Here is a 12,446-nt window from a genome sequence, read left to right as displayed (position 1 = left end):
TTTATTTCCTCTCTACAAATGTTCCCTTATATGAAAATAATGAACCAATTAACGGATTGCTTACTTGTACACGAATTCGAAAGCATTGTAGTGTTTCATCATAACTTTCTACAATGTTGGCCTCTCCGTATAAAAACCTAGGTAACGGGACTTTCCTTCCAAACATGTAAAACCATTGTTTCTTTGAAGAAATATGCATTGCCCCCACCTCATCAATATGAAAATTCAATGTAGAAACAAGTATTTGCGGTTCACCAAAACAATCTAAAATTTCATTATTCTCTTCATCCATCTGCATAATGGCGTTAAAGTATCTTTTCTTATTATGAAAATAAAAAGTACGATTCCACCGCACAAGTTCATGTCCATGTTCATCCCGCTCAGCGGTATTATGTATTGTAAATGGCACTTCCTTCCCCCGCTCAGAGAAAAACATACGGAACTTTGATGCAATTTTTAATATGAATTTTACGAAAAAAGAACCACCATAAATCTCATCCATCTTTCCTTCTCCAGTAAAACTATTTTCTTCTGTAATTTCATAGCGTTTCTGTAATTTTGGATGTAGTTTTTTATAAGAATCCCCTAATAGTCTTTCATACATATTAGCCATACATTACCCTTTCTCTTCCTCTTGCAATTTTTTGAGCTTGGCAAGTTCGTGCTATTTATATAACCGACAATTGATAATCCCATGATTAGAACGTTTAATGTAATTGGATTAAACGGCTCTGTAAAACTTGCAATATTCGTAATCCCTGCCGCTATCGTTAAGGCTATTAACATAAAAATATGTACGATAAATACTTTTCGTTTTGGAAATGGCAACAGCCATATGACACCAAAAATAGTTTCTAACAATCCAATTATTTTAAGTACAAAAATACTATGTTCAGTTGAACCAATTATCACAGATAGCATTTTTACTTCTTCTGAATGAGTAAACACTAGTTTCGGTACTATTCCTTGATACATCCATACAAATGCAAATAAAAAACATACGAGCCAATATGTCATTGTTCTTCTAATTAGTAACTTAGGATGAAGTCCCTTTTCTATCCATAATTTTAACGCATCAAAACTCCAAGCAGTCGCCCAGCCTAATAAAGGCCGAAACATATAGAAATCTATTACATTTCCTATACGACCAAACCTCGTATCATAATCATATTGTGTCTCAAAATAAATGTGTTCTTTACGAGGGGTATACTTCCAATAACCACGCCCTATTTGAATAAGTGATAATTTATTATCCGTCCAAAATTTTAAAGAAGAAATTCTTTCACCCGTTTCTTTTCTTATTTCAGCTATCGATTCCCCTTCACCAGCTATTTCAAGTCCAAATCCAATTTTAGTTTTATATAAAAACTTCTGCGGTTCTCCTTCTTTTTTCTCTAAATACGAAATTTCAGTAAAGCGAGCATCCCATTCTGTATGTATATCTGGTTCCTGTGTATATCCCCATAATTTTTCCATTGTTGTGTTCATTTCTGCCGAAACATAAATAGGCTTTTTCCCCTTCATTCTTCCACCTCCTATACGCTATAAACTTAATGTACATGCAATGAATTTATTTTGCTACAGTTTTCACAAACTACTTCGAGAAAAGAAAGAATTTTTAAAATTTATACAAAACACTTGATTCCCCGAAAAATTTAAATTATTATAAAACAAATGTTACCAACAACTTCATAAATCAAACACTCTCGCCTAAAACGTGAGATAGAGGTTGCGATACTTATGATTATTCTAATGGAGACACAGAGATGTCTATGAAATTAGATGAAAGGAAGTATTGCCGAAATCGATAATTTTCTCTGCATTTATCGATTGGGGCTGTTTTCGAATAGAAACAGAACTGTCATATGTACAGCAGTGTATGTATGAAGAGCTATCTACAAAAAAGAGATATCATTTTTATGGTATTCCTTTTTTGGCGGTTTTTTTATTAGCTCCGTTTTCTGTTTCCCTTTTCCTGTAACAGCACCATCCTCACTTATTTGAGATGGTGTTTTTTGTTTTTCTCTGGTAACTACAGGAATATTGGGATCTATATATGTCCTAATCTATTCTTAAAAATGGATGAAAGAAGGAATTCGTAATGGAAACGATTGTACAAAAATTTGGTGGCACTTCTGTTGGAAGCGTTGAGCGCATTCAACATGTAGCAAATTTAATTATTGAAGAATATGAACGAGGACATAGCATCGTCTCTGTCGTTTCAGCAATGGGAAAAAGCACAGATGAACTCGTAGCACTTGCTAACGCGATTTCAGAAAATCCGAGTAAACGCGAAATGGATATGCTTCTATCAACAGGAGAGCAAGTGACTATTTCATTATTAACGATGGCACTACAAGCAAAAGGTTATAACGCGATTTCATTAACTGGATGGCAAGCTGGTATTACGACAGAATCTGTACATAGTAGTGCACGGATTACTGAAATTCATACAGATCGAATTCAGTCTTATCTTACTGAAGGCACGATTGTTATTGTAGCTGGCTTCCAAGGAGCCAGTAAAGAACATGAAATTACAACGCTTGGACGTGGTGGTTCTGATACAACTGCTGTTGCATTAGCTGCTGCACTGAAAGCAAAAAAATGTGATATTTACACGGATGTGAACGGTGTATATACAACGGACCCACGAGTTGTAAAAGATGCTTATAAATTAGATGAAATTTCTTATGACGAAATGCTAGAACTAGCAAACCTCGGTGCTGGTGTATTACACCCGCGTGCTGTTGAGTTTGCTAAAAATCATAATGTCATGTTAGAAGTTCGCTCAAGTATGGAACAAGAAAACGGAACAATTGTAAAAGGAGAATGTAACATGGAACAACAATCAATCGTTAAAGGTATTGCATTTGAAGATAATATTACACGCGTCACAATGAAAGGATTGGAACAAGGTGCACTTTCAACAGTTTTCTCTACATTAGCAGCGGCACATATTAATGTAGATATCATCATTCAAAGTATTACAAATGAAGGAACTGTTCACCTCTCCTTCTCAATCCATTCTAATGATTTAGAAGAAACATTAGAGGTATTGGAACAGAATCAAGAAACACTTCACTATGAATCTGTAGAATATGAAAATCATTTAGCAAAAGTATCCATTGTAGGATCGGGTATGGTCTCTAATCCTGGTGTTGCTGCAAATATGTTCACTACTTTAAAAGAAGAAGATATTCATATTAAAATGGTAAGTACATCAGAAATTAAAGTGTCTGTCGTTATTGACCGCCTTCATTTAGTAACAGGTGTCGAGGCACTGCATCAATCATTTATGGCGAAAATTGAGCCTTTAGTGCAGATGAGTTAATTTCCACCGGTAAAACTTTAAAAAATATATGAATCTATTTCCTTCCTATATAAATAGAAACAGGGTAGGACTGTTTTGTGGGAAAGTCGAAGTTATTCTATCGAATAGCAATTACAGTATCAAATTCTTGAAATGATAGCATTCACGAAATAAAGTTCTCGCATATTTCAATAGTAAAGGGTTTACGAAGTGTTATTCGTTAACAAGATTTTATATACTATGCCCGAAAACACCTTGTCACATTTTCCTACACTGTGACAAGATGTTTTTTGTTTAGAAGAGATTTTAGTATAATTATGAGGATAATTAAATAATAAATTTATACATAAAAGGAGATAAAAACTATGGCAAACAACCGATTACTACGAATGGACAATGTCAGCATCGTTGTAGAATCCCTTGATAACGCAATCTCTTTCTTCGAGGAGATTGGCTTGAATCTCGAAGGGCGAGCTACTGTTGAAGGTGAATGGGCTGGTCGCGTAACTGGACTCGGTTCTCAGTGCGTAGAGATTGCTATGATGGTTACCCCAGATGGCCATAGCCGAATTGAACTTTCGCGATTTCTCACCCCCCCTACTATTGCAGATCATCGGACAGCTCCTGTAAATGCCCTCGGTTATTTACGCGTCATGTTCACCGTTGAGGACATTGACGAAATGGTATCGAGACTTACTAAGCATGGTGCTCAGCTCGTTGGTGAAGTAGTTCAGTATGAGAACTCGTATCGACTCTGCTACATTCGTGGAACCGAAGGAATTTTAATCGGTTTAGCGGAAGAACTCGGTAACAAGTAAGTAATGTTTTACTGAAGTAAAAATATTTGAAAGAATTTTACGCTTAATAAAACTTAGATTTTGAACCCCGTCCTAACTTTAGAACGGGGTTATGCTTGTTTGGACTTTTTAACATACTATCAATATCTCAAAATTATTATAAAACAATTCAATTGCTTGTTATACTCTTTCCTAGGAAATATAACTGACTCTTCTCACTTCTTATCATATATATCTTTTCTTTTTAAAAACGATCTGAATTCATTCAACATAACTTTCTTTACATCAGAGTAAAAAACCATCATGAATAGTGCTATCCCTAATAATATCTCTTGCATTCCTTCATAATCAACAAAAGCACTCACAATTAGCAAACCAAACCCAATATAAAAACCAAACTCATTCTCTTTCTCAAAATCCTCATCTTCATCAATATGTATTCTCTCTTTAAAGCTTTGGTTTCCTTTTATTAATTCATCTAGCGTGACATTATACATTTCGCTAAGCAAAATTAAATTATCAATATCCGGACAGCTTTTATCATGTTCCCACTTATACACAGCTTGCCTTGTCACACCAATTTTCTTAGCAACATCTTCCTGTGAAAACCCTTTTGACTCTCGTAATCTTTTAAGTTGTTGTCCTAAGCTCATAACGTCCCCTCCTTTAACAAATTATTACATAAAAGGATCCAAAAAAGAAAGAAACCATTAGTAAAACCCACTGTAAACCACTCGTTTACACTATAAAAAAGAGAGAATAACTCTTTGAGCTATCCTCTCTCTTCTATTAAAACAGATGAATGTTTTCTTTCTTGCAAGCTGCACGTAAATCGTCAGGCCATACAGAAGATTGAACTTCACCAATATGTGCTTTACGTAAGAAGTACATGCACATTCTTGATTGTCCAATACCACCGCCAATTGTTAACGGTAGTACGTCTTCTAAAATACCTTTATGGAAATCGTACTCACGTTTGAAGTCTTCACCTGTTTTCGTTAACTGCTCATCAAGTGATTTACTATCAACACGAATTCCCATTGATGATAATTCGAATGAAGATTGTAATACTGGGTGCCAGAATAAAATGTCACCGTTTAATTTCCAATCATCATAATCAGCTGCGCGTCCATCATGCTTTTCACCTGAACGAAGTGCATCACCAATTCCGATAATAAAGACTGCACCGTGTTCTTTTGCAATTGCGTGTTCACGATCTTTCGGTGTTAATTCTGGATATTTATCTTCGAGTTCTTGGGAAGTGATAAAAACAACTTCTTCTGGTAAATACTTTCCAAGGAACGGATACTTTTCAAATAAGTGGTCTTCTAAATCTTTGAATATTCCATAAATTGTTCGTACTGTTTCTTGCAAGTAATCTACAGTACGCCATTCTTTTTGAACGATTTTTTCCCAATCCCATTGGTCAACGTAAATGGAATGTGTTGCATCAAGTTCTTCATCACGACGAATCGCGTTCATGTTTGTATATAAACCTTCACCAGCTTCATATCCGTATTCATGTAATGCGAATCTTTTCCACTTCGCTAGTGAGTGAACAATTTCTAATTCTTCTCCTGAATGTAACATATCAAATTCAATTGGACGTTCTACACCGTTTAAATGATCGTTTAATCCTGATTTTTTCGTTACGAATAATGGTGCAGATACGCGGAATAGTTCAAGGCGTTTTGCTAATTGATCCTCGAAAAATGTTTTAACTTCCTTAATTGCGATTTGAGTCTCTCTTACTGTCATTAATGATTGATACATGGTGGTTTCCTCCTAAAATGTTTGGATGTTGTGAAAAGAAGCCAACAAAAAAAGCCCTTCTTTCCCAAAAAACTGGGACGAAAGACTTTGGTTCCGCGGTACCACCCAAATTAGCAACAGAGGTTGCTCACTTATACAATACGGAGATGAAATATCTCGATACTGTTCTTCTTGTAACGGCGAAGTTCCCGGCTAAGTCTACTTTCCTGTAAAGGATTTCGGTTAGCAACTCCAGGAGGTTCTTCATAATAGGCTTCGTATCAGGCTCACACCACCCCTGACTCGCTTAGACTACATCCTACTACTACTCGTCCTTTCATAGTCGTTTTGTTGTCACATCTCTGAAACATTTTATTAATGATTATTCTATACAAAAAATAAAGAAAGTCAACAAAAATTTAAAAATATTTTTCAATTCTTTATTTTACGGCTTTATTGATTGTTTTCAATATAACGTCTTCACTTCTTTTGTCTTGTCAATCCAAAAAACGTTTCACTAACCGAAACTAACATATACACAACAAGTAATGTAATCGTTCGAAATATAGAATCCGCAGTATTTCGTATTATTTTCATTTTCTTTGTAATTCCTTTCAGTTTACTTGCAAATTCGTGTTATACTATAGCATTCAAGCAGTTTATTTTTACTTAAAGCAATCATAGTCATTTATAAAGAGTATGTTCTAAATCATTGACTATTATCAAATAAGATTTTTATATAACGGAGTGATCATATGAGTAAAACGAAAGCAAAACCGAAAAAAGGTGTAGGACAAGGTACAGGAAGTAAAGGATGGAATCGTTGGCAATCAAGTGCAAAGAAAAAGGCAGCTGCCAAGCCATATAAAAGTAAAGGGACTAAAAAATAAATTCTGTATTATCTCTTTACTTTGTTCAAAACAAATTATAATTATTACACTAAAAAAGCTATGCTCTCATACATGTGAAAGCATAGCTTTTTATATTAAATCATTAAAATATCTCGTATTTCTTCCTCCGTGATTGATGATAATTTCTCTTCTCCCGGCTCAATCACTTCAGCGATTAAATTTTTCTTACTCTCTTGCAGTTCATGCATTTTTTCCTCAATTGTTCCGTGGGCTACTAATTTTATAACTTGTACTGTATTTTTTTGTCCCATTCGATATGCTCTATCAGCTGCTTGTTGTTCAACAGCTGGATTCCACCATAAATCGTACAATATAACCGTATCGGCACCCGTTAAGTTAAGACCCGTACCACCAGCTTTTAAAGAAATGAGAAATAGATCCCCTTCCCCCTCGTTAAACCGATTACATAGCTCTACACGTTCTTGTGATGGTGTACTCCCGTCTAAATAAAAGTATGGAATCGCTTGACGATTTAACTCACGGCCAATAATAGACAGCATCTTCGTAAATTGAGAAAAGATTAAAATTCTCTTACCAGTACTTCTGCATTCCTCTAGTATCTCTAATAGTTGTTCAAATTTAGCTGAACTACCCTTATAATCATCAACGAATAAAGCCGGATGATTACAAATTTGTCGCAATCTCGTTAAGCCAGCTAAAATTCTAATTTTATTTTTACGTAACGTATCTTTATCTAAATGTTTTAACGTTTCTTCCCTTAATTTCGCTAAATAAGCAGCATAAAGTCTCTTTTGATCTGGTAATAGCTCCGATGACTGTAAGTGCTCTATTTTATCTGGAAGCTCCTGTAATACGTCTTCTTTTAATCGTCTTAATACGAAAGGTTTTACGCGCTTCGCTATATCTTCGCGCCTTAAATCACCGAATTCTTTTCTTCCTGGTAATAATTCCGGAAATACGACATGGAAGATAGACCATAGCTCTTCTAATGAATTTTCTACAGGCGTTCCCGTTAGCCCGAAACGATATTCCGCTTGAATTGTTTTCACTGCTTTTGCAGTTTGGGTTGTAGGATTTTTAAACGCCTGTGCTTCATCAAGAAACAGTGTATGAAACGGCCTCGCATACGATCTTATATCTCTTCTCAGTAATGGATATGACGTAATTACGACATCAAATTCCGCTACGTCTTTTAATATTTTTTGCCGCTCCGTTTGATTTCCATCTGCAATAACCGCTCTAATATGCGGGGCGAATTTTTTCAATTCACTAAACCAATTGTAAACGAGAGAGGACGGTGAAACGACTAATATAGGTAGTTTCTTTTCTCGAATTTCAGGCAACACAGAATCTATGTAAGCAATACTTTGCAGCGTTTTTCCAAGTCCCATATCATCTGCTAAAATACCGCCAAAACGGTAATAGGCGAGTGTTTTCATCCACTCAAATCCGTATACTTGATACTCTCTCATTACAGCACTTAAAGTTTGCGGCACTGTAAACTTTAATTTTTTCGGATTTTGAATGCTTTCTACTAAATCTTGAACAGACTCATCTAAACTTAAAACATTACCTTCGTGAAGTCCGTTCATCCATTTTACACTCCGGATAAGCGGAACGTTCACTTCTTCTCCGTGTAAAAACTCTTTCCGAATACCCGATTCTTTTACAAACTGATTAATTTCATTAAATTCTTTGCTCTCTAGTGATAATAAAGAACCATTCGCTAATCGGTAATATTTGCGTTTCTCTTCAAGAGCCACTAATACACCTTTAATTTCTGCTTCCGGTATTCCTTTTATATCAAAACGAAATGATAACCAATCAATTCTTTCTTTTCTTCTCACTCTAATAAGTGGTGCTGTATCCCCTTTATGAATACGTAATTTAATTGCTGTCGTCGCATAAATATCAACTAAACCTTTTAACGACGGAACGACGTGATATAAAAAGTTATACTCAGCCTCTTCATTATGCATAAAGTAACCACCTTCTGTTTTCGCGAAGGCACTTTCACTCATAATGTCTAAAATCTCTTTTTCCTTTTTCTCATCACGATTAAAAACAGACGGCTGTCCGTCTTCTTCTAACGGATTGATCATGACGTTTCCATAATGAAATTCAAGACCTGCTAACAAACGATTTTTCACTCGATCTAAATACAGTTTTGCTTTTAGCGACGGCGTTTCAACACGATCTGATATTACTTCATCAATTCGTACCGTTCCAAGTTTCATTAATCCTGGCACAACTTTCGCTACAAAATGTTCCATCTTACTTTCAGGAATATAAAACTGATTGCTATTTGAGCGATTCATCATCTTTTGCAATTCAATAAGTCGCATACAATCTTCCATAGGTAAATGATATAATTTCCCATCGTAAAGAGCGTTGTTATACATTTCCATCACTTGAACACGATTTAGGCCGTCTATATGAAGTGTGAATCCACCATTATTTCCCTTCGTAAACTCAAAATGTAATGGCAATAAACCGTTTGAAATTTGTAAGCCATGAAACAGTTGCTCATTTTGTTTCAGTTGTACATACTCAACTTTAGAAAGTGAAGAGAGCATATCTTTCCACGAAGCTGGCGATATGAATATCATACTTTCATCTTGTTTCGCATGTACTTCTAGTGCATCTTCATACATTTTTTCGTTATGATATATTTTAATGAGTTGTTGTATAATCGCGTCCGTTTCTTGTTTAAAACTATGTATATCTGGCGTGTATGTAAATTCATTAGTACAATGAAAAGCCTCTCTTTTTTCCACTTTAGAAAGAAATTCTCTAATATGATTTATAAAATATGTTTTCGCAAGTTTTAGCTGAATTCCAAGAAGGGCCCCACCACTTTTCGTCGCTACTGGTGAACATATAAACGCAATATCTAATATTTCACGTGTATCAAAACGGTGTTGTTTACTTTTTGGCCTCAGTGGTTTTTCTGCAAACAACTGAAACATCCCGCTCGTTAATTGATCATTTCCGCTCATATTTTCGGACATGCCGCCCGTTTGCTGGTTATAATTTATTTGTATTAGTACGGCTGCAACATGTTGACAATACGTTTGAAAAGACGCTAATGAAGGACAACTACATCTCGCAACTACATCACCTTTTTTAGCTTTTTCTACTGTAACATGAAAATCCTCATTCCCTTTTACCGTCGCTTCACAAATTTCTTTCGTTTCATCATAATGATTCACGATTACTTTATTTGCTTTATAATAAGCTTCGCCTCTTTTATATGAGGTCTCTCCGCATACTTCTTTTATAATCGATTTATTTAATGTAAAACTCATTGTTTTGACACTTCCTTAATGTAAAACCATTTTCTCTTACTTAACATTTTACATGCTCTACGAGAAAATATAAAATATTGATTGAACAAAAAAAGATGCTTATTTATAAGCACCTTTTTCACTCTATCTCCATCAACCGTTTCGCCTCAAAATATAACACTTGAATAAATTTTTTCGTATTAATTCGTATATGGCCAGAAGTTGCTACTTCATCCTTTGTCATTTCTGTCATCCGTTTTCTAACTACAGTGAAATCAAAAAACTTCGGAGCATAGCTTTCAAATTTCGGATTTGAAAAGTCTGTTAGTCCGAGGGAGGCTAAATGATTCAATGATTGATAAATTGCTCTGCGCACTCTTTGTTCCGATGCTTTTTTCTCTTTATCAATATCCGTATGTAAAGCTTCATCCCCTAATTTCTTTATCGTAATATAGTGAAAAATATCTTTTAACGCAGGAAAGCCAAATTCAAATGTTTGCGCCTTTTCTTGTCCGTATAAATATTCCAGCATACTAAGTAAATCTTTACTTCCGTTCTCTCCCGCAATACCGAGTTCTGCTAGTAAGAAGCGTCCTGAATCTGATATCTTTTTTCCTTCTTGTACTGTTTCACTACGCATTGGCGGCTTTTCCCACTGAAACACATTATTTAATGATTTTTGAATGTCATGTATAGAACGTTCCAAACGAATACGCTCCATCACTTTTCGTACAACAGATACTACTTCTATTTTGTTTAGTGGTTTTGTAATATAATATTCCACACCAAGTGTATACGCCTCACCAATGAGCTGTTTCGATTCAACTTGGGAAATCATAATAATTTTCCCAGTAAATGAAGACGCTATATGACGAACTGTTTCAATGCCGTCTCTCATCGGCATTAGTAAATCAATAAATAAAATATCTACTTTTTTATAATTTAGCTGTTCTGCTTCAATAAACGCTCCATCTTCCGATTCTCCAATTACTTCCCCAAGATCGCCATCCTCAATAATTTGCGAAAGCATTGAACGGAAAACTTCATCATCATCTACAATATAATAAAACAAACCTATTCCCCTTCCCGCTTTAAACTGCACTCCGGTAAACAAACTATAAACTTACACCCTTTTTCAGTTTCATTGTCTTCTAACCTTACTTCTCCGCCGAGCTCTGTTACCATTTCGTGTATGTAAGAAAGTCCAATACCTGTTGACGGTGTTCCTGTTTGATCATACTTGGAAGTAAACCCGGGCTTAAATACTAATTTCTTATACTTTTGTGCAATACCAGGGCCATCGTCAATTACTTCAAAGATTACATGTTGCTCTCGTTTATATAACTTAATACGAATAAGGCCTCTATCTTCAATTGCTTCCACTGCATTGGCAACTAAGTTATTAAAGATTGATAGCACTGTATACACGTGATATGCAGCGTGTTCACCTTCTATATGTTTTGAAAAACGTATATCTTTCCCTAGCATTTCAGCATATTTCTCATTTATTCTTACGATCATTTCTGTAAGCTCATGTCCTTCTACATACTCAGCCACATTTTTATCTAATAACAGTTTAGATAATCCTGCAAAAATCCTTTGATTATCCTTTTTTATTTCGTGCACTTCTCCTGCTATTTTCAATGCTGTTTTACTACTGGAATCATCATCTGTCTGTAAATTTCGATATAGTTGATATGCTTCTTGTGTAATCAATTCTGCATTTTGTAACGTTTTTTTCAAGTGAACAGATTCTACATATAAATTTGAAAGGTGCATGAACATTTTTTCATTTTCTTTTCGGACTTGTGACTCTTTTAATTTCGTTTCATATAAAATCATCATATTTAAAAAGCCAAGTGCAAAGAAACTACGAAAAATAGCAATAATAATTAATTTGTTCACTTCAGAAACTGTTATTATTGTACCGAGTACTACCATATGATAAATCGCAAGTTCTGACATACTTGCGATAATTTCAATTGTAATTCCAAGGCACCCAATAACGATTGGTTTCTGATGAAACTTATTCACCCTACAAAGTGAAAAAAGACTTCCATAAATAAAATAATAGAAGAACACAGGATAGCGCAAATAAAATGATTCTGTCATATGAAATGAACCTTGCATGATCCAATCAAGGCATACACGGAATAAAACGACACATATACCGACAAGAATACCTGCAGCCGCTGCTGGTATTCTTCTTAAAAATAATAATAAAAAGAAGAAAAGCGGTGTCCCAAAGCTAACGCGAAACGTATCGTTAAAAGGATGAAAATTAAGCTCTCCAGCAATCGGAACAACAACCATTAATATAATTAAAAGGGATATATCTTTCTTCCATAATTGATTCCAATTCAAAGGTGCCACTTCCTATACTTTTTTCGGTAATAAAAGTGAAAGCCCGCTTATTTTTATAAACGGG

The 12,446-nt window shown here is 35.0% G+C and carries 10 protein-coding genes, 1 riboswitch and 1 other annotated feature; of the genes, 3 read left to right on the top strand and 7 right to left on the bottom strand.

Going from position 1 to position 12,446, the window contains the following annotated elements:
* Window position 1 precedes the first annotated feature (1 nt).
* The gene (locus ABH961_RS04140; RefSeq protein WP_098080239.1) at window positions 2–613 is read right to left on the bottom strand and encodes a DUF4166 domain-containing protein; all 612 of its coding nucleotides are present in this window, start codon (window positions 611–613) and stop codon (window positions 2–4) included.
* Window positions 586–1,524, bottom strand: a complete 939-nt coding sequence (locus tag ABH961_RS04135) for a DoxX-like family protein (RefSeq protein WP_098080237.1) — start codon at window positions 1,522–1,524, stop codon at window positions 586–588. Before ABH961_RS04135 ends, ABH961_RS04140 begins: the two co-directional genes overlap by 28 nt.
* Before the next feature lie 191 nt (window positions 1,525–1,715).
* A riboswitch (Lysine riboswitch) is annotated at window positions 1,716–1,902 on the top strand.
* Between the two features lie 199 nt (window positions 1,903–2,101).
* Between ABH961_RS04135 and ABH961_RS04130 the strand changes: the two genes are divergently transcribed.
* Together ABH961_RS04130 and ABH961_RS04125 are read left to right on the top strand one after the other, a co-directional pair.
* The gene (locus ABH961_RS04130) at window positions 2,102–3,331 is read left to right on the top strand and encodes an aspartate kinase (RefSeq protein ID WP_098080235.1); all 1,230 of its coding nucleotides are present in this window, start codon (window positions 2,102–2,104) and stop codon (window positions 3,329–3,331) included.
* Window positions 3,332–3,675: 344 nt separating this feature from the next.
* Window positions 3,676–4,128: a VOC family protein gene (locus tag ABH961_RS04125; protein WP_000002878.1), complete on the top strand. Its 453-nt coding sequence runs from the start codon at window positions 3,676–3,678 to the stop codon at window positions 4,126–4,128.
* Window positions 4,129–4,322: 194 nt separating this feature from the next.
* Here ABH961_RS04125 and ABH961_RS04120 read toward each other — a convergent pair whose 3' ends face one another.
* Together ABH961_RS04120 and asnA are read right to left on the bottom strand one after the other, a co-directional pair.
* A complete protein-coding gene (locus tag ABH961_RS04120; RefSeq protein WP_404518929.1) occupies window positions 4,323–4,760 on the bottom strand; it encodes a helix-turn-helix domain-containing protein in 438 nt (145 codons plus the stop codon).
* A 136-nt stretch (window positions 4,761–4,896) separates the two neighbouring features.
* Window positions 4,897–5,880 carry an aspartate--ammonia ligase gene (gene asnA / locus ABH961_RS04115; protein WP_048543314.1) on the bottom strand — a complete coding sequence of 328 codons (984 nt, stop codon included), beginning with the start codon at window positions 5,878–5,880 and terminating at the stop codon, window positions 4,897–4,899.
* A 70-nt stretch (window positions 5,881–5,950) separates the two neighbouring features.
* Window positions 5,951–6,209: a binding site (T-box leader), on the bottom strand.
* Between the two features lie 405 nt (window positions 6,210–6,614).
* On the opposite strand from asnA, the gene ABH961_RS04110 reads away from it, so the two are divergent.
* Complete coding sequence (locus tag ABH961_RS04110) at window positions 6,615–6,749, top strand: DUF3934 domain-containing protein (protein WP_000047588.1); 135 nt, start codon at window positions 6,615–6,617, stop codon at window positions 6,747–6,749.
* 95 nt (window positions 6,750–6,844) lie between these two features.
* Here the strand turns inward: ABH961_RS04110 and ABH961_RS04105 are convergent, their stop codons facing one another.
* From ABH961_RS04105 to ABH961_RS04095, 3 genes are all read right to left on the bottom strand, one after another.
* Entirely contained in the window at window positions 6,845–10,039 is a 3,195-nt protein-coding gene (locus ABH961_RS04105; RefSeq protein WP_404518928.1) for an SNF2 helicase associated domain-containing protein, read from the bottom strand.
* Between the two features lie 118 nt (window positions 10,040–10,157).
* The gene (locus tag ABH961_RS04100; protein ID WP_048543316.1) at window positions 10,158–11,090 is read right to left on the bottom strand and encodes a response regulator; all 933 of its coding nucleotides are present in this window, start codon (window positions 11,088–11,090) and stop codon (window positions 10,158–10,160) included.
* A 2-nt stretch (window positions 11,091–11,092) separates the two neighbouring features.
* The gene (locus tag ABH961_RS04095) at window positions 11,093–12,391 is read right to left on the bottom strand and encodes a sensor histidine kinase (protein WP_098080230.1); all 1,299 of its coding nucleotides are present in this window, start codon (window positions 12,389–12,391) and stop codon (window positions 11,093–11,095) included.
* Between the last annotated feature and the right edge of the window lie 55 nt (window positions 12,392–12,446).

The organism is Bacillus sp. RC251 (assembly GCF_044908765.1).
GTDB classification, from domain to species: Bacteria; Bacillota; Bacilli; order Bacillales; family Bacillaceae_G; genus Bacillus_A; species Bacillus_A wiedmannii.
Note: the sequence above shows the minus strand (reverse complement) of the source record. Positions and strands in the feature narration are given on the sequence as shown.